The organism is Brevibacillus sp. B_LB10_24, assembly GCF_046036945.1.
Classification (GTDB): Bacteria; Bacillota; Bacilli; order Brevibacillales; family Brevibacillaceae; genus Brevibacillus_C.
Genome location: NZ_JBJQOQ010000006.1, coordinates 139,230 through 161,877 on the forward strand (window position 1 = coordinate 139,230; position 22,648 = coordinate 161,877).

The 22,648-nt window shown below is 52.5% G+C and carries 23 protein-coding genes; 8 read left to right on the forward strand and 15 right to left on the reverse strand.

Annotated features, from left to right (window positions below; all coding sequences use genetic code 11):
- Positions 1-37: 37 nt before the first annotated feature.
- Positions 38-1,159, reverse strand: coding sequence for an alanine racemase (locus ACI7RC_RS08305; RefSeq protein WP_408107771.1), 1,122 nt, complete (start codon positions 1,157-1,159; stop codon positions 38-40).
- Between the two features lie 187 nt (positions 1,160-1,346).
- Between ACI7RC_RS08305 and ACI7RC_RS08310 the strand changes: the two genes are divergently transcribed.
- Positions 1,347-1,979 (forward strand): LysE family translocator, encoded by a 633-nt coding sequence (locus ACI7RC_RS08310; RefSeq protein ID WP_408107772.1) that lies wholly within the window; start codon positions 1,347-1,349, stop codon positions 1,977-1,979.
- On the opposite strand, the gene ACI7RC_RS08315 is transcribed toward ACI7RC_RS08310, so the two are convergent.
- Entirely contained in the window at positions 1,951-2,862 is a 912-nt protein-coding gene (locus ACI7RC_RS08315; RefSeq protein ID WP_408107773.1) for an aminoglycoside adenylyltransferase domain-containing protein, read from the reverse strand. The genes ACI7RC_RS08310 and ACI7RC_RS08315 overlap by 29 nt on opposite strands.
- 151 nt (positions 2,863-3,013) lie before the next feature.
- Between ACI7RC_RS08315 and ACI7RC_RS08320 the strand changes: the two genes are divergently transcribed.
- A complete protein-coding gene (locus tag ACI7RC_RS08320) occupies positions 3,014-3,775 on the forward strand; it encodes a GNAT family N-acetyltransferase (protein WP_408107774.1) in 762 nt (253 codons plus the stop codon).
- 138 nt (positions 3,776-3,913) lie between these two features.
- Positions 3,914-4,678, forward strand: coding sequence for a MerR family transcriptional regulator (locus tag ACI7RC_RS08325; protein ID WP_408107775.1), 765 nt, complete (start codon positions 3,914-3,916; stop codon positions 4,676-4,678).
- A 66-nt stretch (positions 4,679-4,744) separates the two neighbouring features.
- On the opposite strand, the gene ACI7RC_RS08330 is transcribed toward ACI7RC_RS08325, so the two are convergent.
- From ACI7RC_RS08330 to ACI7RC_RS08360, 7 genes are all read right to left on the reverse strand, one after another.
- Positions 4,745-6,142, reverse strand: coding sequence for a sodium:solute symporter family transporter (locus ACI7RC_RS08330; RefSeq protein WP_408107776.1), 1,398 nt, complete (start codon positions 6,140-6,142; stop codon positions 4,745-4,747).
- A gap of 31 nt (positions 6,143-6,173) precedes the next feature.
- Positions 6,174-7,133 (reverse strand): agmatinase, encoded by a 960-nt coding sequence (speB, locus tag ACI7RC_RS08335; protein WP_408107777.1) that lies wholly within the window; start codon positions 7,131-7,133, stop codon positions 6,174-6,176.
- 83 nt (positions 7,134-7,216) lie between these two features.
- On the reverse strand, positions 7,217-8,590 hold the full coding sequence (locus ACI7RC_RS08340; protein WP_408107778.1) for a sigma-54 interaction domain-containing protein: 1,374 nt from the start codon (positions 8,588-8,590) through the stop codon (positions 7,217-7,219).
- Positions 8,591-8,832: 242 nt separating this feature from the next.
- Complete coding sequence (locus ACI7RC_RS08345; RefSeq protein ID WP_408107779.1) at positions 8,833-9,783, reverse strand: nucleoside recognition domain-containing protein; 951 nt, start codon at positions 9,781-9,783, stop codon at positions 8,833-8,835.
- Positions 9,784-9,950: 167 nt separating this feature from the next.
- Positions 9,951-10,622: an AroM family protein gene (locus ACI7RC_RS08350; RefSeq protein ID WP_408107828.1), complete on the reverse strand. Its 672-nt coding sequence runs from the start codon at positions 10,620-10,622 to the stop codon at positions 9,951-9,953.
- Complete coding sequence (locus ACI7RC_RS08355) at positions 10,622-10,948, reverse strand: DUF6092 family protein (protein ID WP_408107780.1); 327 nt, start codon at positions 10,946-10,948, stop codon at positions 10,622-10,624. The genes ACI7RC_RS08350 and ACI7RC_RS08355 overlap by 1 nt, the downstream gene beginning before the upstream one ends.
- Positions 10,920-11,450 carry a nitroreductase family protein gene (locus tag ACI7RC_RS08360; RefSeq protein WP_408107781.1) on the reverse strand — a complete coding sequence of 177 codons (531 nt, stop codon included), beginning with the start codon at positions 11,448-11,450 and terminating at the stop codon, positions 10,920-10,922. Before ACI7RC_RS08360 ends, ACI7RC_RS08355 begins: the two co-directional genes overlap by 29 nt.
- Before the next feature lie 336 nt (positions 11,451-11,786).
- Here ACI7RC_RS08360 and ACI7RC_RS08365 point away from each other — a divergent pair, with 336 nt between their 5' ends.
- Positions 11,787-11,963, forward strand: coding sequence for a hypothetical protein (locus ACI7RC_RS08365; protein ID WP_408107782.1), 177 nt, complete (start codon positions 11,787-11,789; stop codon positions 11,961-11,963).
- A gap of 57 nt (positions 11,964-12,020) precedes the next feature.
- On the opposite strand, the gene ACI7RC_RS08370 is transcribed toward ACI7RC_RS08365, so the two are convergent.
- The 6 genes from ACI7RC_RS08370 to ACI7RC_RS08395 all read right to left on the reverse strand — a co-directional run bounded on the left by ACI7RC_RS08370 (position 12,021) and on the right by ACI7RC_RS08395 (position 18,694).
- On the reverse strand, positions 12,021-13,088 hold the full coding sequence (locus ACI7RC_RS08370; RefSeq protein ID WP_408107783.1) for a sensor histidine kinase: 1,068 nt from the start codon (positions 13,086-13,088) through the stop codon (positions 12,021-12,023).
- Positions 13,085-13,759: a response regulator transcription factor gene (locus ACI7RC_RS08375; protein ID WP_408107784.1), complete on the reverse strand. Its 675-nt coding sequence runs from the start codon at positions 13,757-13,759 to the stop codon at positions 13,085-13,087. The genes ACI7RC_RS08370 and ACI7RC_RS08375 overlap by 4 nt, the downstream gene beginning before the upstream one ends.
- Entirely contained in the window at positions 13,756-15,531 is a 1,776-nt protein-coding gene (locus ACI7RC_RS08380; RefSeq protein WP_408107785.1) for an ABC transporter ATP-binding protein, read from the reverse strand. Before ACI7RC_RS08380 ends, ACI7RC_RS08375 begins: the two co-directional genes overlap by 4 nt.
- A 155-nt stretch (positions 15,532-15,686) precedes the next feature.
- Positions 15,687-16,157 carry a CD3072 family TudS-related putative desulfidase gene (locus ACI7RC_RS08385; protein ID WP_408107786.1) on the reverse strand — a complete coding sequence of 157 codons (471 nt, stop codon included), beginning with the start codon at positions 16,155-16,157 and terminating at the stop codon, positions 15,687-15,689.
- Positions 16,141-16,719: a CD3073 family putative ECF transporter S component gene (locus tag ACI7RC_RS08390; RefSeq protein WP_408107787.1), complete on the reverse strand. Its 579-nt coding sequence runs from the start codon at positions 16,717-16,719 to the stop codon at positions 16,141-16,143. Before ACI7RC_RS08390 ends, ACI7RC_RS08385 begins: the two co-directional genes overlap by 17 nt.
- A gap of 31 nt (positions 16,720-16,750) precedes the next feature.
- Positions 16,751-18,694: a DUF2207 domain-containing protein gene (locus tag ACI7RC_RS08395; RefSeq protein WP_408107788.1), complete on the reverse strand. Its 1,944-nt coding sequence runs from the start codon at positions 18,692-18,694 to the stop codon at positions 16,751-16,753.
- Positions 18,695-18,905: 211 nt separating this feature from the next.
- Between ACI7RC_RS08395 and ACI7RC_RS08400 the strand changes: the two genes are divergently transcribed.
- The 4 genes from ACI7RC_RS08400 to ACI7RC_RS08415 all read left to right on the forward strand — a co-directional run bounded on the left by ACI7RC_RS08400 (position 18,906) and on the right by ACI7RC_RS08415 (position 22,549).
- Positions 18,906-19,985: a permease gene (locus ACI7RC_RS08400; protein ID WP_408107829.1), complete on the forward strand. Its 1,080-nt coding sequence runs from the start codon at positions 18,906-18,908 to the stop codon at positions 19,983-19,985.
- A 144-nt stretch (positions 19,986-20,129) separates the two neighbouring features.
- A complete protein-coding gene (locus ACI7RC_RS08405) occupies positions 20,130-20,336 on the forward strand; it encodes a hypothetical protein (protein ID WP_408107789.1) in 207 nt (68 codons plus the stop codon).
- Between the two features lie 178 nt (positions 20,337-20,514).
- Complete coding sequence (locus ACI7RC_RS08410; RefSeq protein ID WP_408107790.1) at positions 20,515-21,939, forward strand: sensor histidine kinase; 1,425 nt, start codon at positions 20,515-20,517, stop codon at positions 21,937-21,939.
- Positions 21,911-22,549, forward strand: coding sequence for a response regulator (locus ACI7RC_RS08415; RefSeq protein WP_408107791.1), 639 nt, complete (start codon positions 21,911-21,913; stop codon positions 22,547-22,549). Before ACI7RC_RS08410 ends, ACI7RC_RS08415 begins: the two co-directional genes overlap by 29 nt.
- The last annotated feature ends 99 nt before the right edge of the window (positions 22,550-22,648 follow it).

Below are 22,648 nucleotides of genomic sequence, written 5' to 3' on the forward strand. Positions count from 1 at the left end.
TCAGACTTGTAGGAAAGCCCTTTTTCATGCAAGGATGTTACTGAACTCTTCCTCTGGCGTCGACCTTCCATTCGCCTACGACTGTTCCCTCGCGGTGCAGCACATAGCTGTCAAACAAGTTGGCAACCGTGCAGGCGTGATTGGGGATGATCTGCACCCGGTCTCCGAGAGCCAGTTCCGTGGCCGAGTTGATCGCCGTCATCCCGTGCTCCTCAGATAATCTGGACAGGAACAGCTCAGGATGCCCTACGATGTGCCCAAAGCCTTTAACAGTCGCATTGCCGTGAGCCCCCTGCTCCAGTGAGAGAGACTTGCTGCCGGTGTCGAGGACCAGTCTGTCGTTTCCGTGCATGCTGACCACGCTGCCAAGGACGCTTAAGGCACACTGCTCAAACGTCGCTATGCCAAGTCCGACCTGGACCGCATCGAAAAAGACAGCATTGCCCGGCCTTATCTCCGTGATCCCCGGCACTTTACCGCAAAAGCGAAACGTCGGCGTGGAACCTGCGCTGCGGTGCTTGATCTCCAATCCTTCCCTCTCGCACCAGGCCGCACTCTCCGCTACTGCCTGCCCTTCCAGCCGGCCGATCTCCTCGATCTTCGCGATGGAATCAGCGGCATAAGAGTGGCCGGCATGGGTAAACAGGCCCGTCAACCGCAGGTTAGGGTGCTTCGAGACAGCCTTTGCCAAATCTACGGTCTCCCGGCCAGGCTCTACCCCGCAGCGCCGCAAGCCGGAATCAATCTTGATCCAGACGTCGAGAACCACAGAAGATTCTGCCAAATACTGTTGAATCCACTCCGCTTGCTGAGGATGGTCGACGGCTACCGTCACTTTGGCCAGCGGCAGCAGCGCGACTGCTTTTTTCAGCTTGATCGGGGAAAACAGGGGGTAGGCGATCAGGATGTCCGCAATCCCACCCCTGGCCATCACCTCCGCCTCCGATACCTTCGCCACGGTGACACCTACGGCGCCAAGGGCGATTTGTCTTTTGGCGATCTCTACGCATTTATGCGTTTTGATATGGGGACGCCAGTGAATCTGCTGCTCGTTAGCAAATGAAGCGATCTGCTGCAGATTTTTTTCCATGATGTCCAGATCAAGCAACAGTGAGGGAGTGTCCACCTGTTCCAACAATGACGATCGTTTTTTATTCATGCCTTTTCACTCCGAATTATTGGAATATGGTAACCTAATATAATGTTACGAACCTAGTCATCATCGGTCAACGACCGTTCATTAACGTTGCTTTTGCTGAATTGTCCTACAGAGAATGGTTTCCGTTGACTGTCTATGCACGCCATTGTATTGTGAAAATAAAGATAGCATGCCGGGAGTGGGATGTATGCAAAATGTATACCTATTTGTCCTGATGTCCATTTTACTCATCATTTTGCCTGGTCCGGACACCGGATTGGTCACCCAAAACACGATCTCCCACGGAAGGGCCGGCGGGATCAAAACGATTCTCGGCATTTCTTCCGGACTGACGATTCATACGTTAGCGGCTGTTTTCGGGCTTTCGGCGATGATCGTGAAATCAGCGGTCGTGTTCTCGATTTTTAAGTATCTGGGGGCTGTATATCTCATTTACCTTGGCGTGACTTCGCTTCGGTCCCTGCGGAAGGAAAAAGCCGTTTCGACGGAACATGATCGGCTTGTCTATTCGAAATACCAGACCGCCTCCACCTTTCGCCAAGGCTTTCTTACCGACCTCCTCAATCCGAAGGTGGCCGTCTTTTTCCTTACATTTCTTCCGCAGTTTTTGAAGCTGGGAAGCGACCCCCTTCTGCCATTTCTGATCATGGGCATGACGTATACCCTTTTGACGGTCATTTGGCTCATCCTGTATGTGTATTTAATTGATTACTTTAGCAAGTGGATGAAACAACCATCCACGCAGCGTGCCATTCAAAAAATCACGGGATTGGTTCTTGTGGCTTTTGGAATCAAGCTTGCCCTGGAACACAGGCCTTAGGTCGAACAGGTGCGCCGTTACGCCAACTCACCACGCCTCTTAACAATGCGTACCAGGGTGAGGTTTTACTATTTTTGGAGGGCAACGATTCACTCCGGCTGCAAAATAACTCCTGCATCTTTGTTTTTACATAATCTCTAAGGGATAATAGCTCATTTACCTCAAAAACCACGGCTTCTTGACGATCTGCATAACCTTTTAGGGCTTTTTGAATCGTCCCATGCATCTCCTTTGGCAGTGATGCCAAGCCCCAGTTGCCTGCTTCCCGTTTGGATGAAATCATGCCTTCTTTTAGATACCAGTACACTCTGATTGCATTCAATGTACAATAAACCGGATTCTGGTTCATATTCTCCAAGCATTCTTCAAAATCGCCCATGATAGCCGACATATAATCCGAGCGAGGAACGGAAGGAAATACGTCATGTACAGGCCTTCCTTCCACACATATCCCCCGATGATACAAAACGGTAACATGTGCCGCCAAATCAGGATCCTTCAGTTGATCGTCGTTTAGGTATTGATTCGCCCCTTTGCATAAATCCATTTCATACCGTTCCCTCCAAAATTCACTATAATGAAAGTCAAAGGGACAGGGGTGCTGCCAGTTTTTTAATTGCTCTTCATTGAGAAAGCTGATTTCCACAGGGAACGGTTTACTTGAAATCTCCAAAAAAAATAGTGCGAATTCCCTTTTGTCATCAACAGTCACAGGACTTTTTGTGACAACGATCGCATCTATATCACTGCTTTTAGGATTAAATCCACCATCGCCAACGAACCATGAATGTAGAAACCAATAAAGTCTTCTTTTGTAATTTCCTTGGTTTTTTCCAATATCGTAAACACAAAATCTTTCGTAGAAGGGAAGCAGGTATTCCAATCCATATCTATATAGGCCCTCCGATTATGCAATTTCGTTATACCTTTTGAGGAAAACCGGAAAACCGGCAAACTGATAATCTGAACTTACCATAGAGTACCCTGATTGTGGAAAGCTGTCTTAAAAATTATCGCATATGGAAGTGAAAGAAATGAGATTTGTTCAAATTACAAAAAGTAATATCGAAACGGAACACATATGCTATGCATTAGGGGCAAAACAATATGAAAGTGCAGTAAATGAGAAGAAGCAATGGCTAACAGAACGAATGGAAGAAGGATTAGTTTTTTACCGTTTAGATGAACGAGCAAAAGTATTTATAGAATACTTGCCTGCTGAAATGGCGTGGATTCCTATTGAAGCACCAAATTATATGTATTTTAACTGTTTATGGGTTTCAGGTAGACATAAAAATAACGGGTATGCAAAACAATTGTTAAAACATTGCAAAGAAGATGCAATCAATCGTGGAATGGATGGGATTGTACATATTGTAGGTAAGAATAAGTACCCGTTTTTAAGTGATAAACGTTTCTTTGAACACATGGGGTTTGAGTTAGTAGACCAAGCAGAACCTTATTTTCAATTAGCAGCATTGAAGTGGAATAAACAAGCTGTTGTGCCTTCATTTAAAAAACAGGTAAAGACTTATTCAGATGATGAAGGTATATCTATTTATTACACCGTTCAGTGTCCATATGCTGTTGGTGTATTAGAAGAACTAAGAAAAATAGCAGAAAACAAAAGTGTCCCTTTTAAAACTTTTAGGATAACAACGAAAGAAGAAGCACAAAATTCTCCGACAATATGGACCACTTTTGGTTTGTTTTATAACGGGGAATTCATTACACACGAAATAATCAGTCCAAACAAATTTGACAAATTACTAACAAAACGATTGGCAAAAGAATAATACTTTTTGTTTGAAAAAGCATTTAAAGTCCTTATAGGTATATTGTCAACAATATTAGGCAACATAGTTTTTTTAAAAAAAGCGGTTGACCTTCACGTTGCGTAAAGGAGTACGATTTTCTTGTCAGGAGGTGAACAGATGGAATACACCGTGCAGAAGCTGGGGCAATTGGCCGGAGTCAGCACCAGAACGCTCCGCTACTACGATGAGATTGGCATCCTTAAGCCGGCAAGGATCAACTCGTCAGGGTACCGGATCTACGGTCAGGCGGAAGTGGATCGGCTGCAGCAAATCCTGTTCTACAGAGAACTGGGCGTCAGTCTGGACCGGATCAAAAAGATCATCACCGACCCTTCCTTTGACAAGGCCAAAGCCCTTGCAGAGCATCGGGCTCAACTCCTCGACAAAAGAAGGCAATTGGATTTGCTGATCGTAAATGTAGAAAAAACCATCTCTATGACAGAAGGGAGAGCGACCATGACCGATAAAGAGAAATTCGAAGGGTTCAAGCAGCGGTTGATCGAAGAGAACGAGCAAAAGTACGGGAAAGAAATTCGCGAAAAATATGGCGATGACACCGTTGACCAGTCTAATGAAAAGCTGAAGAACATGACCCAAGAGGAGTATGAAGAAGTGACTGCGCTTGAGAAAAGGATACTCGACACGTTAGCGGAAGCCCTCAAAGACGGCGATCCAGCCAGCGAAACCGCGCAAAGGGCGGCAGACTTGCACAAGCAGTGGCTGACCTATTACTGGAAGGAGTACAGCAAAGAAGCGCATGCGGGCCTGGCCCAAATGTACGTAGATGACGAACGCTTCAAGGCCTACTACGACAAACAGCAGCCGGGTACGGCAGAATTTCTCAGGGATGCCGTTTACATCTACACGGAGCAGAAGAGATAAGCAGTTCATGGCAAATGGGGCTGTACCGCGGTCATTCGACCCGGTGCAGCCCCTTTTTTGACCAGCCTACAAAGATGCCTTGTCATCAACCGGATTGGGGGCGGTAAGCCATGTGCCAATCAGCATGGTAATGCCGGAAGCAGCCACGCCCAGTACAATGGCATTGAGCGAAGACAAGCCCTCGATGACCAAATCGGCGATCACCACAATGGAACTGACCGTCATCGACAGAAGTGCTACCCGGGCGGTTACCCTTTTCCAGAAAAAGGCGGCGAGAATTGGGATAAAGACGCTGCCTGACAGCAAGGCGTACGCCACATCCAGAGCGACCACGATATTCTTCAGCCAGGCGGCGATGAGGATCGCGGCCGCTCCGGCTGCCAGCAGCACCAGCCGGGTCATGTTCAGTTTCTCTTTGTCGCTGTAGGCTCTCTTCGCATAGGGCAAAAACAGGTCGTTGACGATCACCGTAGCCGAGGCTATGATCGTTCCCGAAGCGGTCGACATCACCGCGGAAGCCACCGCTGCCAGCACCAGCCCGAACAGCCCTGCGGGGAGGTACTTCATCGCTAGTTGGGGAATGGCCTGCTGGGGGTCGGCCAATCCCGGCATCAGCACGCTTGCCGTCATCCCGATGAGCGCGCCCGAGACGGCGTAGATGATGCAGTACACCCCGGCATAGATCGTCCCTTTCGTTAAAACGCTTTCATTTTTAGCCGTAAACGCCCGCTGCCAGATGTCCTGCCCGATCATCATACCCAAAAAGTACAGGAGGAAGTAGGAAAAAATCCGCGACGGGCCGAGATTAGTGATGCTCAAAAAGGACGGATCCACCTTTTCCATCAAGCCGCCGATGCCGCCCACGTTGTACAGCCCGATGGGCAGGAGCAGGCAGATCAATCCGATGGTCATGACCCAAAACTGGATCACATCCGTCAAGGTGACGGCCCACATGCCGCCGAGAACCGTGTACAGAAGGACGATACAGCCGCCGACAATGATCGCTGCCGTGTCGTTGAAGCCAAACAGCGTAGATAAAATGATTCCCATAGCGATAATCCCGGTAACGCAGACCATCAAATCGTAAACCGCCATGACCACGGCGCTGATCGCCCTGCTGCCGGCGCCAAACCGCTTGCCCAGCAGCTCGCTGACACTGTAGACATTGGCCCGACTAAGATGCTTGGAAAACAAGAGGCCCATGCCGATGATCCCAAGGCCAATCATCACCACCAGCCACATGCCGGAAATGCCATAGGTGTACCCTAATCCCGAACCGCCAAGCGTGGACGCGCCGCCCAGAACCACGGCCGCCATGGCGGGTACGTACAGTCCGTAGCCCAGCCGGCTGCCAGCGATTAAGAAATCGCGGTGGTTTTTGACGGACCGGATGCTGGCAAATCCGATCGCCGCCAACACGGCCAAATACAGCACCATTACAAACATATCAATCCCGCTTGCCATCTCGCTCCCCCCTCAAAATATCAACTTGGAATCAAAGCCCGCCGTTTGCCCGCTTCCCCCACGCGACAAGTGAAATGAATTCGTATGCGATATTTGCGGCGGCGAGACTGGTTACCCGGGCCGGGTCCCGGTCGGGGAGAACTTCTACGACGTCAAAACCGACAATGTTGAGTCCGGTCAGATTCCTGACAAATTGCTGCGCCTCAAATGTGGTAAAACCGCCGACCTCCGGAGTTCCTGTGCCCGGAGCGTAAACCGGATCCAAAAAGTCCACGTCGAACGAGACAAACACGGGATTGTCGCCAACGCGCTGCAAGATCGTCTCCCGCAGCTCTTTTGGCGTAAGCTGCCTGAGCTGGTCTGTCGTGATGATCTTGTAGCCCAGGGCTTCTCCGTCTTTCAGATCGCTCGGACCGTACAGACTTCCCCTCATTCCGATCTGAATGGAGCGGTTTGGGTCGACCAGTTCTTCTTCTGCGGCCCGCCGGAAAACGGTGCCATGGGTGTACTTTTTGCCGAAGTAGGAGTCCCAGGTGTCGCCATGGGAATCGAAGTGAACCAGACTTACCTTGCCGTACTGTCTGGCCATCGCTCTAAGGTGCGGCAGCGTGACAGAGTGATCGCCCCCGATGAGAATCGGTACGACCTTGTGCTGCAGGAGTTTGGCCAGCTGCTCTTCAATCAGTTGGTATGATTCCTCGATATAACCGGGGTTGACGGCAAAATCCCCGTAATCTACGCCAGAGCAATACGCGAAGATATCGATATCCAGTCCCGGATTGTACGGACGCAGCAGCGAAGACATGGAGCGCACAGCTTCCGGTCCAAACCGGGTGCCGATGGCAAAGCTTCCGCCCGTATCAAACGGGACGCCGACGACGGCAAAGTCGATATCCTCCTCTGTTCTGACGTGGGGAAGCCGCATAAACGTCTTGACGCCGGTAAAACGGGGTGATTGCTGTGAATCGACAGGTGCATACTTTCGAACCATTACGTTCCCTCCTTCGTGAATGTACGGCAGTAAGTAAGCAATCGTCGTGCCAATCCGGAATACCGGCGAAAATCGCTGATGAGCTAGTCATTTTTGACTAGGCGATTTTTGACGTACTTGTTGATTTTGCGGTTTGCCGTCGACTGGCTGATCCCCAGCTGCTTGGCGAGCATGACGCTGCTCGGATACTTATGGTACATCCGGGTGATAAACTCTTTTTCGACCGCTTCCATGTAACGGTCAAATCCGATCGCTTCCCCCTCTTGCATCACGTGTTTTTCTTCGATCAGTTCCTGATTCAGTTCGATCAACAGATCGTTCGAGGTGATCATCGCCTTTTCGATAAAATTGCGAAGTTCCCTGACGTTTCCCGGCCACTCCTGCTGACTCATCCAGGCGACAAAGCTCGGGGCAAACTGTTTGTTCATCTTGTATTTGGCATTGAACTCCTCGGTTAGCTGATAGATGAGCGAGACGATCTCCTCCCTTCGTTCCCGGAGCGGCGGAATCGCGATCTTGATTACGTTGATCCGGTAGTAGAGATCCTCTCTGAATCTCCGCTCTTTGACCAACTGCTCCAAATTTTGATTGGTGGCGCAGATAATCCGGCAATGCAGCCTGATCCTGGCGTTTCCGCCCACCCGGGTAACCGTTTGGTTTTGCAGGACGGAGAGAAATTTTACCTGCAGGTTTAGCGGCAGTTCAGCGATCTCGTCGAGGAACAGCGTGCCATGCCCGGCCGATTCGAAATACCCCATTCTCCCGCCTTTTTTGGCACCGGTAAAGGAGCCCTCTTCATACCCGAACAGCTCCGATTCAATCAGTGACTCCGGGATGGCCCCGCAGTTCACTTCGATAAACGGTTCTTCTCTGCGCTCCGATATCTCGTGGATCATGTGGGCCAGCCGGTTTTTCCCCACGCCCGACTCGCCCGTAAGCAGCAGCGTTACGTCAAGATCGGCCACTTTTGAGACGAGGTCCAGCACTTTTTTCATCTTGCCGTTTGACAAGTACAGCCCCTGCACATTCTTGCTCTTTAATTCGGCGATCTCCTTCTGAAACAGCAGGATGGTTTTGGCGACCTGATCATTTCTCTTTTTCAACTGCTCCAGCTCCGTAATGTCCCGGGAAAAACTTAACGTTCCGAGCAGTTGACCGTCTTCAGCAAAGATCGGAAAAGCTGATACGACCACTGTCCGCCCCGTCCTGGTCTGCTGTACGAGGGTCTCCCGGTCCCTGCTCTTCAACACCAGCGCGGTCACCGAAGGGCGGAGCACGCCGGCCTCTTCCAGAGCGAACACATTCTGCTCCAGGATCTCCTTCGCCTCGATCCCGTACAGATCACTGCAGGAAGGGCTGACGGCCCGCACGTTTCCCAAGTGGTCCGTGATGAATATCTCGTCAAACGTATGCTGAATGATCAGCCGCAGCAGCAGCTCTGCATGTTCGTGCAGCATGCTCGTCCCCCCTAGTCATTTATGAACACATAATATTCAAAAATGACTAAATAGTAAAGTTATTCGTCTCAAAAACGGCGAAAGGGACAGCCGATAACAGCTGCCCCTGGATATACCTGGTTCATATTCTCTCTTAGATCACGCTGACGAGGACAACGAGCGTGATCAGAAGCGTACCGCCCACAATCAGTGCTGTATTGCTCGTACTCATACCTTTCCCTCCCCCATGGCTCCTTTGCCGCTTACAACATCTGCTCCCGCTTGGCCTGCCGCGACCTCGCTTCGATCAGCGACCATATCCTGGCGGTTGCGACGGTGATCGCAAACGCCCCGACCACCCTCAACAGCAGCAAGTACAGCACGTTGATTCCCAATGGGACGAACAGCAGCGTATCTTCGATTACGGCATGGCAAGCGACCAAAAAAATCGCCGTCAGATACAAGTCCTTTTTGGACAGGTTGTCTTCCTTTGCCGCCTGGATGATCACGCCCGCGCCGTAGGCGATCCCAAAGGTCAGGCCGGCGATAAACGTCACACCGGTGTTTTCCGACACGCCGAGCAGCCGCGTAAACGGGGTGAGCTTGCGAGCCAGGTAAGGCAAAACTTTCAAATCCTTTAACAGTTGAATGCCCATCATCAGCGGGATGACAATGATCGCCAACTGAACGATCGCCAGGCATGCCGTCTTTACTCCCAGCAGGCAAATGCTGAGCCAGCCGTCCACCGCCTCCTGCTGGGGAACCATCCCGTACTGGGCCATCTCTCCCCCGCCATTCCAAAACAGGTGAATCAGCAGTCCCGACACAATGGCAAGACCGAGCCGGACCGTGATGAAAATCCAGCTTTTGACCCCGATTTTGCTGGCGATCGCTGTCTCGATCGGCAAACTGTGTGAAAAACTTAACATGATCGATAAAATAAAGACCTGTTTTACTTCCAGCGCCATCGTAAACATCGCGCCGATCGCCGCGTACAAATTGAGCACATTCCCCAACACGAGGACTACCGCCGCATCTCCTGGCAGTCCGAACATCCCCATCATCGGTTCAAACAAACGGACAATCCAACCGAGCAGCGGGGTGTGCTGCAAGATTGTGACGAGCAAAGTAATGGGAAAAATAACTTTTCCCAGTTTGTAGGTTGTGGCAACACCGGTGCGAATCCCTTGCCGCCACGTCTCTCTGGTAACCATCCGGCTCCCTCTCTCCATTTTTTCTCTGCGGTTGCGTTTGACAACCAAAAGCAGGGTGCCTGGAGGTAAGACAACCTGTTCCAGGAATCACCCTGCTTTTTTCTGTCTATTATAACCATTTTGAATTTGTCAATCAACAAAAAAGGGACGAATCACGTCCCTTCCCATTAGATCATTTCCGACACCAATTTTCCGATCAGTGCATTTGACAGGATCACCGGCAAACCGGAAGCCCTCGATACCAGCTCTCTCGCTTCTTCCGTATACCCCATGCAGTCCAGCAAAATGAGATCCGCCTTTTCCTTTAATTCATCGGCCGCCTGCTCCATTTTTTCCCGGTCGTTGTGATAGGGAGAAGCGACGGCAAAGGCGGGAGTCATCCCGTAGGGGAGATACTTTGGCTTCAGGTTTTCCTTTTGCTCGGGCAGCGGCACCAATACGCCAAGCCGCCGTTCCCCCGCCAATGCTTTGACTGTCGGCGGGATGATGTGATCCGGCTCGATCAGGTAAGACTGCCTGGTGGCCAGTCCCGGAAAGACGCCGGTGCAGAGCAGCAGGATTTGTTTGATGCCCATCTCTTCCAACTGGTAGATTTTCTCTTGCAGGATGGGCTGGATTTTCTCGCGTGACATCACGACATTGTCGCCGTTGGTCAAACGGGAGGTGAGGACGTAATCCCCGGGCTCAGGGGCCAAATTTTGTTCGATCCATTCCTTCGTCAAACCGTCCAGCACCCCTGATTGGACGAGTTCCGCCCGTCCGTCCATATACTTCTCGATAATCGGCGCCACGTCTGTGCGCGGTGCCTGCCCAATCGTTATCATGCCCAGTTTTTTCATCATGCTTCTTCTCCCTCGCTTTCCTTCAAAGTTGATCTCACCAGCAAGTGAATGGCTTCGTCCAACGCTTGGGAAAAGCCTTCCGGGTCCATCGCCCGCCAGCGGTTCTCCCGAATCACTGTCAGAGTCTCATCTAATTCCTCATCCGCAAGCCCCAGTTCCCGCATCAGTGCTACGGATTTCTCCATGGCATCCACCATCCGCATGGGACCGTAGGAGGCCGGCTCGCGGTACAAGCCTCTGGCACTTGTCAAAACATAGGCGACATAATCCCGAAGCAGCCTGCGCAGTTCCTCCTTAGTCGCGGTATTCTCCATACCGGTCATACGAGATCACCTCCCTCGCCGCTTTGCTGTTCTTCGGTCTCGGCGGCTGGTCCGCATATCCCAGGCTGATCAGCAGCTCCGGTTCTACATCCTGCGGAAGACCGAGGATTTCCTTGATCGCCTGTTGGTGAAACGAACGTACCGGGCAGCTGCCGAGCCCCAGAGACTGGGTTGCCAGCAGCACATACGCTGCCGTAATGCCCAAATTGACAAACCGCAGCACTTCGGCCGTGTCGATACCGCCCCGCTGCAGCGCTTCCGTCTGGTTGGAGCACAGGACCAGCACAGCGGCAGGCTGCCCGGACAAGCCTTGGGCAAACCGTTTCATTCGCCGCAGCTGCAGAGGATCCTGTACGACCACAAAGTGGGATTCCTGGGCATTGCTCCCCGACGGGCTGTGCAGAATGGCGTCTTTGATCGCATCGATTGCTTCCGGCGGGAGCGCCTGAGGTTTGAACGAACGGGTACTTCTCCTGGTTCGGATCGCTTCTCGTACATCCACATTTGACCCCTCGCTTTCACTCATCATCTTCGCTGACACTTCTAGGGCCCGAAGATTTACACGATATTTCAAAATAATTTTATCCCTTTTTGAGATGCTCCTGCCATATGCATGCCGGACAAAAATAGCAGACGCGTTTTGTGCCGCCTCACAAAAAGGAAACAGCCCTCCGCGGTAAACCATGCCGTCCTGACCCGAAAAGAAATCCGGAAATATGTCAGAAAAAACCATTTGCAAACAAAAATCCTGATTCCCGACGACGGGGAAACATTATTCTTTTAGCCTCATTCCCTCCTGGAAACTGGTTACGCTATAGCCAGGAGGTGACCAATTTCCATGAGCGACAAAGAAACAGGGAATCCATCTGCCAGAGAGGAAGCGGTATACGCCAGGGAAGATACGCTGCCCGTCGGCTCGACCGACAAATCGCGGGCACACGCCGGAGAACCTGACGAACAGTACCCGATTCCAGCCGCCCGGCCGATCCCCTGGCAGGAAAATCCGTCCGGATGAAGGACAAAGCCGTGACCTCGAGGTTGCGGCTTTTATATGAAGATCGGCGGCTGCCGCTTACCTTTCCAAATCACTTGCGGGGTTCACCGGCAGACATACGGTAAAGGAAGTACCTTGCCCCAGGCTGCTTTGGACATAAATCTCTCCCTTGTGCATCTCGACAATCTTCTTTGCGATCGACAGACCCAAGCCGCTCCCGCCGACCGTGCGATTCCGCGACTTATCCGCCTTGTAAAACCGCTCAAAAATATGCTCCTGATCCTCCGGGGCAATCCCGCTCCCGGTATCGCTGATCCGCACGATAGCCTCGCTGCCGCTTCTCGCCAATTGAATGCTGATCTCTCCGCCGTTTGGCGTAAATTTAATGCTGTTGCTGATCAGGTTGACCCACACCTGGCTCAACAGTTCTTCGTCGGCAGTTACGGTGATTTCAGCAAGAGAAATATCCATCTCCAGCGCTTTTTCGGTCCACTGCGGTTCACATGCCAGCACGAGCTTTCGCAGCTGTCTGTCCAGGCGGTACGGCTTCGGCTCGAACGGGTGGTGTTCCGATTCGAGCGAGGTAAGCTTGAGCAGATTCTCGCTGAGCTTGGACAGCCGCTTGCACTCGGTCTCGATGATGCCAAGATAGTGTTTTCGCTCTTCGGGTGTAAGCTCATCATTTTGCAGGGCAAGTGCAAAGCCGCTGATCGAAGTCAATGGGGACTGAATTTCGTGGGAGACATTGGAGATGAATTCCTGGCGCATCTGCTCCAGCTCGCTCAACTGGACCGCCATGTGGTTGATGCTTTCCGCCAGCTGGCTAAACGGATCGTTCCTGCCCTGGTCGACTTGTACCTTGACGTTAAAATCTCCCTTGGCGATCCGCCGCAGCGCGTCGATGAATATCATGAAAAAGGCCGTCTGCCGCGGACGCATGATCGTGCCGATAATCCAAATAGACAGCATGAAGAAAACAGATCCGAGAACGGAGGTAGACAACTGCTTGGAGAAGTCGGACGGATGGAAGCCAAATCGGGCGATGATGTAGGTGGTGAGAAAATAAGCGGCCGCCAAACAGAGAACGCTGTACAGGATGATAGAGATGATGCCCGCTGTTCGCTTGACTCTTTCCAACCTTTTCAAGCCAGTACCTCCAGGCGGTATCCTAATCCGCGAACCGTCCTGATTTTAAACGAATGCTCGGATTCCGGAAACTTCTCCCGCAGCCGCTTGATATGGACATCGACCGTCCGTTCATCGCCCTCGTAGTCATACCCCCAGATCTGCTCGATCAACTGTTCCCGCGACAAGGTCTTGCCCGGATTGCCGGCCAGCTTGAACAGGAGCTCAAACTCTTTTCGCGGCAGCGCCAAGCTTTTTCCCCGGACGGAGATTTCATAGGTTTTGCGGTCGAGCAGCAGCTCGTTGATCTGCACAGTCTGGGACGCCGCGATCCGGTAGCGCTTCAGCAGCGCCTTCACGCGGGCGACGAGCTCCAACGGTTCAAACGGCTTGACCAGATAGTCGTCCGTGCCAAGCTCAAACCCTTTTACCTTTTGCATGGTCTCCCCTTTGGCCGTCAGCATGAGCAGAGGAAGGTCGTAATGCGCCCTCAGCTCGCGGCACAGCTGCCAGCCGTCCATATTGGGCATCATCACGTCGAGGATGACCAGGTCTGCTTTAACCGACTCGAGCGTGGAGAGGGCCTCCACGCCGTCGGAGGCCTCATACGTGTCAAAGCCTTCTTGCTGCAGAAAATGACTGACCAATTCCCGGATATGCGGATCGTCGTCGACTACCAGTATTTTCGTCATATCTCCTGCACCAGCTCCTTTTCACTCATCCGCAATTGCTGCTGGGCAAATTCACGGTACATCTCGTGAGAGCGCAGCAGTTCTTCGTGTGTTCCCACTCCGGTGATCCGCCCCTTGTCTAAAAACAGGATCTGATCGGCGTCCACAACCGTGGAGAGGCGATGGGCAATCACAAGAGTCGTCCGTCCTCGCATCAGGTTGTTCAACGCCTTCTGCACGACGAATTCCGATTTGCTGTCAAGGCTTGACGTCGCTTCATCCAGCATGAGGATTTTCGGGTCGCGCAAGAGCGCCCGGGCGATGGCGATCCGCTGGCGCTGCCCGCCTGACAGCTTGATTCCGCGTTCTCCGACTTCCGTATCATATCCATCGGGAAGATCATCAATAAATTGATCAGCGTAAGCCATCTTGGCTGCCTGCTTCAATTCATCGTCACTGACGGTGCGCTCCATGCCGTAACAGATATTCTCGCGGATCGTACCGGCGACCAGCGGGCTCTCCTGTGACACGTAACCGATCTGGCTTCGCCACGACTGCAGTGAAAAATTCGCGATCGGTTCTCTTCCCAAGTGTATCACGCCCTCTGCCGGTTGATAGTACCTTTCCAGCAGGGAAAACAAGGATGTCTTTCCGCTCCCGCTCGGGCCTACGATCGCCGTCACTTTCCCCGGCTCTACGGCGAAGCTGACCCCTTGTAAAATGACTTCACCCGGTTTATAGGCGAACGTTACGCCATCCAGTACGATCGGTTGGCTGGTGTCCTCCAGCGTGCGTCCGGTCGTGTAATCTTCTTCCGGAGCGTTCAGCGTCTCGATGATCCGCGTCGTCGCGCCCATCGCTTTTTGAAACTCGGTAAAGAAAGCGGTCAATTGCGTCATGGGAATGACGATCTGAAACAGGTAGAGGATAAACGCAACCAGATCGCCTGCCGTCATCGCCCCGGAGGAGACCCTCATCCCGCCGTACCCGATGATCACGACCAACAGCATCATCAGGACGAACATGATCACTGGGCCAATCAGCGCCTGGACTTTCGCTTCTTTCAAACCGAATCGAAACAGATTGGTGATCCCCTGCTTTCCGCGCTTGTACTCCACCGGTTCGGCGTTTGACGCCTTGACGAGGCGGATCTCCGACAACACCTGTGTCAGGATTGCTGTAAACTTCGCTGTTTCATCCTGCATCTGGATGGAAATGCTGTGCATTCTTTTTCCCAAAGGACCCAGGATCAGCATCGACAGCGGCACGGCTGTCAGCATCAGCAAAGTCATTCTCCAGTCGAGCGCAAGCAGAATGATGACGGATCCTACGATCGAGATGATCCCGGTAAAAAAGTTCGTCAAGTGGTCGGTGATCAGTCCCTTGACCACGCCCGTGTCGTTCGTCATCCGGCTGATCGTCTCCCCTGTATGGTGATCGTCCGAATAAGACACAGGCAGTGCGAGCAGCTTCTTCCACAGCCGGTCCCTGAGGCCAGCGACGATCTTTTGTCCGAAGTGATTTAACAGGTAAATTGACAGCCCCCCGGAAATCGCCTGGGCGATAAAGGCTATGATCAGGATCGTAATCTGCCCGCTGCCGATTGAAGACAAGGAAAAACTGTTCACCAGATTTTTTGTAAACAGCGGAACGGCAAGTCCGGCTGCGGTAGCCACGAGACTCAGGAACAGCGCCACATACATCGGCAGCACCGGAGGCTTCGTCTGCTTGATCAAATGTAAAAATTGACGCCAGTCACCCGTCTTTTGCACATTCTTCCGATTTATTTTCATTTCGCTTCTCCCCAAACCATCTATTTTTATCAGCCAGCCGGCGAAAACAATCATACGACATGTTTGTGAACCAAATATGAACTTTTGCGCCGTTGAAAAGAAAAAGAGCTTGGACAAGAAGATCCAAACTCGGAATGGATAACAACGAATCGCGCTTATACCGAGTCGCGTTTGTGCGTCTCCGGCTGGAAAACGGGGTCGCTGGTATCAGGCAAATACCACCAATTGGGCAGTGTGATATCGTTTTCCGCCAGCAGGCTTTGAAATTCCTCCATAAAGACGCCTTTGCCGGGATCACACGAAGGACTGGAACCAATCCCGACGGTGCCGATCAATTCATACCCGCTGTTCTTGTAGGCGAGGAGCTGGTCGACTACCGGCTGGAGAATCCTGCGGCAGTGGCTGCGGTACTCTTGGGTATCGTACTGCTGATAAGTCATCGGAGGCCGGTCCAGGCCCAGATAGGTAAACTCCGGGCAGGGAAGCTGAACAATCCCGTACCCCTGGTCAAGCGCCCAGTCCGTCACAGAGGGGATCATCCCCATTGCCCTTGCTTCTGCTTCGATAACGGTATTCTGATTGAGGATGCAGTGTGAGACGACGAGGATTTTACGGCTTCTGCGCAATGATCTTATCTCCCTTCAACATAAACTGCTGAAACAGCGGCACTCTCCAGAGCAAAAACAGGACGAAGAGACAAGTGCCGATTTTATCGACGATATTTCCCGCTATGCGCGACAGAAAGGTGGAAGCAAATATCCCTTCTCCGGTCGCGCGCAGCCACAGTACGAGCAGGTCGGTGCCGCTGCCGGTCAATCCTCCGTACACAGCGACGGCAATCGGCGTCCCGATCAGCGGGGCCACGATGGAGAGCAGGATTCCCGTCCCGACCGCCACATACCACTTGCGAAAATCGAATTTTCTCGCGATGAAACCGACCAAGAGCCCGACGACGACACTGACGATGACGAAGGGCACTCCCTTTGGATTGGATAAGCCTTGCAGCAGGTTCGTTAGCATGCCGGCAGCCGCTCCCCACCAGGGTCCGAACAGTACGGCGACCAGGACGGTGCCAATCGTATCGAGGAACAGCAGCGGAATTTTAAAGGTCTGAACGAAGAAAGCCAAGACAAGATTGATGGCAACGCCCAGCGCGGTAAAATTTACCGCCATGGTTTTTGTTTTCATGTTTCCATTCCTTTCACCATTTATTTCCATTTCAGAAAGCCCCTGTCCCTCCGTCTCCACCTCCTCCTCCGGAATCCCCAGAGATGTAGCCTCCGCTATCCGATCCCGCTCCCGATGAGGAATAAAGATGATTCATTCTAGCCGGCGGATGGCTTTGCATATACAGGAAGGCTGAGATTCCGGCGCTGCCAAGCAAAGGCGACAATTCGCTGTCCGCCTCATAGCCCTCCTGACTTTCGCGGCGAAGAGAGGACGGCACAGCTTCCAGCAGAAGCGACAGCTCCGTCAGCCGTTCCAAACGGTTTGGCTCGCTCTCTGTCGTCCATTTTCCAGCTTTTAATCGGCGGCGGAAAGCACAGATGGCGCAGCGAAGACGGGCCGCTTCCCATGAAAGTGTCGAATCGGGAATCGCAGCTGCGAACACAAAACTGCAAGCGAGGAACCCGGTATAAGCACCGAAGGCCAAGTCGTACTGAAGCAAAGCGGCTGCAAAAAAGCACCCGAGCAAATAGACGAACATCCGCCATCTGCGCGCTCCTCGAAAGCCAGCCCAGATAGCACCTGCGGCCAGCAATCCGCCTGCTGTGACAAGTCCGCCCCTTGAAGCCACATCCATGTAGTACAGGCAGAGGATCGTCACTGCATGGACCCAGGCCAACCCGCGGATCAACAGGCGGGGTGGGAAGCTGTCCCTGGCATAATGGACATATGGTTCACTCTCGGCGAGAGCTAAGTACCACTCTTCATGGAAGCTTTTCAACTGCTGCCACCGTTTGTGGTATGCTCCGAGACCTTTCCCCGCCTTCCTCTCCTTGTCCGTAGGCCCGGTATACTTATCGATCGTATAGGAGTAGATTCGGCCATGCTGGGTAAACAGCCGCTTGACCATCATGCGGTCGGGGCCGGGCAATTGCTCCGGACTGCCCCGGAAGACGAACTTGAGATTCACTTTTGGCGCTTTTGGGTCACCCAAAAACCGTTTGGCGGGCGCAGCTTCCTCCAGGGTAAGCTGGCCCCGCCGGCGAAGGGAGAACAGCCCGGCCAGAATATCCTTTTCCTTCAATTTTCCTCTACGGTACAAATAAGTGGCCGCCAGTGGATCGATCTGTTCGACTTCCTCTTGGGCGATGGACTTGCGGCCGAACCAAGCCGGGATTTTCCTCCACCAGATCAGGACGGCCGCTGTCGCGAAGAGGAGAACAATGCTTAGACCATGCAGAAGTGTTGCGGCCAGCCCGAATGTAACTTGCCTTTCCGCCAATTTCTGTGCATACTTCTCTTCCCGATTCAGGATTTCGGTCAGGGAAACATTCGCGGGATTGATCGGCATATCTGCCAGGAATGACGACGGAAACAGCACGTGAATCTCCGCATTCCCGTTTGCCGCCAGTACCTCGTTCTTATAGTGAACCACAGGCGACTCTATGTCCGTCAGCGTTCCGCCGGTTCTGTCCTTCAGAAACGCATGAACCTCCCCTTCTTTGAACCCTTCGGGAAGCACGATGTCGATGGAGACGTGATGAATGTCCTGGACATTATTCTCAAAAAACTTCCAATCCAGCTCGCCGGTCTCGGAGTACCGCGAGGCAGCACGATCGATCCGATAGCGGTAATAAACCCGCTTCGTTTCATCTTTGGCCGAATTGAAAATATAGTACGTATCATTGCTGTCGTCCCTCGTCACTTCAAGCCGCGGAAGACCTTCGTACGAAAACGTGCCAAGCGGTTTGCCCTCCGGCGGTATGTACGCTTCAAAGAATTCGATTCCTTCCTGTCCGGAATCGATATACCTTTTCATGCCGTTGAACTGCCCTTTGAAGGTATACGCCATGATTTCTTCCACGTATAAATCGCCGTCCGGCATCACATATGCCTTCACATCCGCCCGATCCATCGAGTATTCCTTGTCGCCTGAGCACCCGCTGCCAAGCACGGCCAGCAGAAGCAGCGAAAGCACTATCAGCCATTTTCTCATTTCATCACCTTGGGTCTTTCGTAGACAATGATGTCTGTTTACGGGATTTTCCCTGTACCTTATAATTACGTTGGACAACCGTTTCCGTTTCGTACAGGAGAGCTGCGCTCTTCCTATCCATACTGTATCATTCGGGGATTAGAATTTTCAATTTTTTGTAAGAGAGCTGAAACACCATTATAATAGAAAAAAGAAAGGGGGGAAAATTGTGATGCAACCGAATCTTACCCAAGATCAACACCCTGCCCGCTCTGCCTGGACAGCTCGCACCTGGGCCGGGATTCTCCTCTTTTTTGCCCTGGCTGCGGCCGGTTTGTTCTGGGCCAAGTGGCAGCCGTATTTTTACAAAACGCTCACGGCGGCAAAAGAGCATTCCATCGGCAAATCGATTCTTCTGGATGGCAGCTCCGGCATTCCCGCTCCTTCATGGGAAGCGGCCTGGAGTTATTCCGTTACGTATTTTCTCGCGGTGTGGAAAGCGCTCCTGGTAGCGGCGATCCTCGCTTCACTCGTACAGGTGCTGATACCGCGCGATTGGATTTCACGGCTGCTCGGATCAACCCGTTTCGCCAGCACGTTACGGGGCGGTTTGCTCTCGCTGCCCGGCATGATGTGCACCTGCTGTGCTGCTCCGATCGTCTCCGGGCTGCGCAAGTGCTCCAGCTCGGTGGGTTCCGCGGCAGCCTTCTGGTTTGGCAATACCGCGCTTAATCCGGCCGTCCTCATCTTTATGTTTTTTGTCCTGGGCTGGAAGTTCACCCTGCTGCGCTTCGTTCTCGGCGTTGTTCTGGTGTTTGGGGTCACCACCCTGGCCAATCGGCTGGCAAAAGACCAGTCTGTCGCAGAACCGCTGCCGACCTCGTTCCAACCGGAGGCACTGCCTGACGAGGGCAGCTTCCTGACTCGTTGGCTCAAGGCTTTAGGCAAGATGGTCTTCAGCATGACCCCGCTGTACATCTTGACCGTGCTGGCCCTTGGCGCCGCCCGCGCCTGGCTGTTCCCGGCGATGGACGTGAATCTGGCGGACAGCTTCTGGCTGATCGTAGTGATGGCAGTCGCCGGTACGCTGTTTGTGATCCCGACTGCCGCGGAAATTCCGATTGTACAGAGCATGATTGCCATGGGGCTGGGCACCGGCCCGGCCGCGGCGCTGATGATCACCCTGCCGGTTATCAGTCTGCCTTCGATTTTGCTGGTGCGAAAGGCTTTTCCGGCGAAAGTACTTGCTTTCTTCGCGGTCAGCGTCATTGTCCTGGGAATTGTCGCAGGGCTGATCGGCAGCTTATTTTAGAGCGAAATGGTGAACAGGGTGAGCGGCATGCTCACTCTGTTCACTATTTCGTAAAACATTCGACGTCAGCCTGTAACAATTACCTGTTTCCTCTCTCTTCCATTCTTGTTACTTTAGTAGATGGCAAAGGAGGAAAGAAAGGAAATGAAAACCATTATTCGGCTAAGTCAGGTAAACGCTCATGACTTTCAGGAACTGCTGATATTGACCCATTTTTCCAAGTTTTATATTCGTCCGCAGTTGGATGGAAAGGTAGAATTCGTCTTTTCTGCTCTATCCGACTACCAGGAAAAGCTGCTGAGCCACCTGTTGCGGGAGTACACCCCTTATTTGGTTACTTTGGAAAATTAGTTCAGCTTCGACTATTTCTATATGACATCGCTTCGTTCTTGCTACCTTCCCTCCACCACTCTTCCAACTCTTCCATTCCCAGCGATTCATGCTAACTCACCCTGTTTGCAAAACCTTAAACCGCCAAGAGCATGTGTAGGTTATAATGAGAGTATCAAATTGACAGGAGAATTCCGACATGATGGTCTTGGTTTTGTTGGCGATTTGGGCACTCGGATTGCTGGTGCTCTTCACCGATCCGAAAAGAACCTCTACCCGCTTTGCGAGTGCCACGGCATTTGTGGGAGGCGGCGGCTTTTTCTCCGCCGTGATTGATGAGACCCTGTTTCCCCACATGCAGCATTACGCCGCGCAGCATCCATCACTTGCGGCGGCGCTGGAGATTTGCAGCCGCTTGGCCTCCTTTATCTGTCAGGTCGGGCTTCCGTACTGCTTTCTGATGTTTGCCGTTCACTCCAGCGAAACGTTCACCCGGACGTCGAAGCGAATCATCCAGTACGCCGCTCTGGTACCGCCGCTGATCATGCTGATGATTACCCCGATCTATCCCGTGCTGCAGTTCAACTACTGGATCATGATCGCGTGGGTCATCCCGTATTTCCTCGCGGCCTGCTGGATCCTCGTTCAGCTGTACCGGAATGAAAAAGACCCGCTGGTCAAACGGAACCGCTTGTACACCAACATCCTGATCATCGTTCCGCTGGTCTTCGTCTTCACGCTGATCTACATCATGCGGACGCAAAACAACTATGACGCCTGGCGCTACAACAGCCTGATCGTCGGAATCCAGTTTCTGCTGATTTTATTCATTAGTGTGAAATACGGTTTCCTGGGTGTGAAGCTGCGCGTAGAAAAGCGCCGTCTGGACAGCACGCTGCGGGCAATGACCTCGGGAGCGCAAATCGTCAACCACACGATTAAAAATGAAGTGGGCAAAATCTCGCTGTATGCAGACCGCATCGACTCCTACGCCGAAGAAACGAACCAGGTGGCATTGCGGGAAGATGTCCGGGTCCTGATGAATTCAGCCCAGCATCTCCTCGATATGATGAACCGGATTCAGGGGCAGCTGCGGGAGGTGGCGCTGCAGGAGTCCGTCGTCAACCCGAGCGATGTCGCCCGGCTGGTGCTGCACGATCTTCAGCCGTACATCGACGCGCAGCATATCGATGTCGTCACCGAGCTGGATGATGCGCTATGGTTGAAGTGCGATGCCGTACAGCTCAGGGAGATTCTTACCAACCTCTGCCACAATTCCCTCGAAGCGATGAAGACAGGCGGAACTCTCACGCTTCAGGTGTTTTTGTCCAAGAAGCACCTGGCCATCGCCGTATCGGACACAGGAGTCGGCATAGCCAAAGAGAACCTGCCCCACGTGCTTGACCCATTTTTTTCGACCAAGAAGACCGGTCAAAACTTCGGACTGGGACTGTCCTACTGCTACAACGCGATGCAAAAACACCAGGGCTCATTAGAAATATACAGTCTCCCCGGCGAAGGAACGACGATCTTCCTGTACTTTCCGCGCAAGCGCGTCGTCTCGCCGGAGAGCTTCGCTGCCAAGGAGGCGCTTCATGGAGAAAATACGCGTATTTATTGTTGAGGACGACCCGGACTGGCTAAAGGGTCTGGCGGACTATCTGGAAAAGCAGGTGGATCTCGCCGTCGTCGGCACCGCCCCGACCAAGGAAGCGGCCCTGGCGTGGTTCCGTCAGATGGATGCCGATGTCGTCCTGATGGACATCAATCTGACCGAGAACAATCTCGACGGCATCGAAGCGGCACTGGAGCTGACCGAACTTCGCTCCGACTGCAAGCTGATCATGCTCACCTCCCTGACAGCGGATGATGTGATCATCGAGGCCTTTTCCGCAGGGGCCGTCAATTACATCGGAAAGTCCGACTTCAAGGAGATTCCCGAGGCGATTCGCACCGCCCACAGCCGTCAATCGTCGATCCATCCTACAGCTGCCGCCGTTTTGCGCCAGGAATTTCTGCGGCTGAAAAACGAGGAAGACCAGAAGCTGCTGTCTCCGGCGGAAAAGGAGCTGCTGCAGCTCATTCACCAGGGGCAGACCCAATCGCAAATCGAAAAAACCCTGCACATCACCAAGCGGACGATCAAAAACCACATCAACCGGATTCTAAAAAAAATGGGCGTCAAAACGAGCAAAGAAGCGGCCGCCAAAGCCAAGCAAAAACGGCTGTTCTGAATTTGGTCCCAAGACTTTTGACCCCGGTACTATGCAAAGTTGGTACTTTTTTTACTTTTGCCACACCTTAGAATGAAAGCTATAAGCAATCATTCTTTT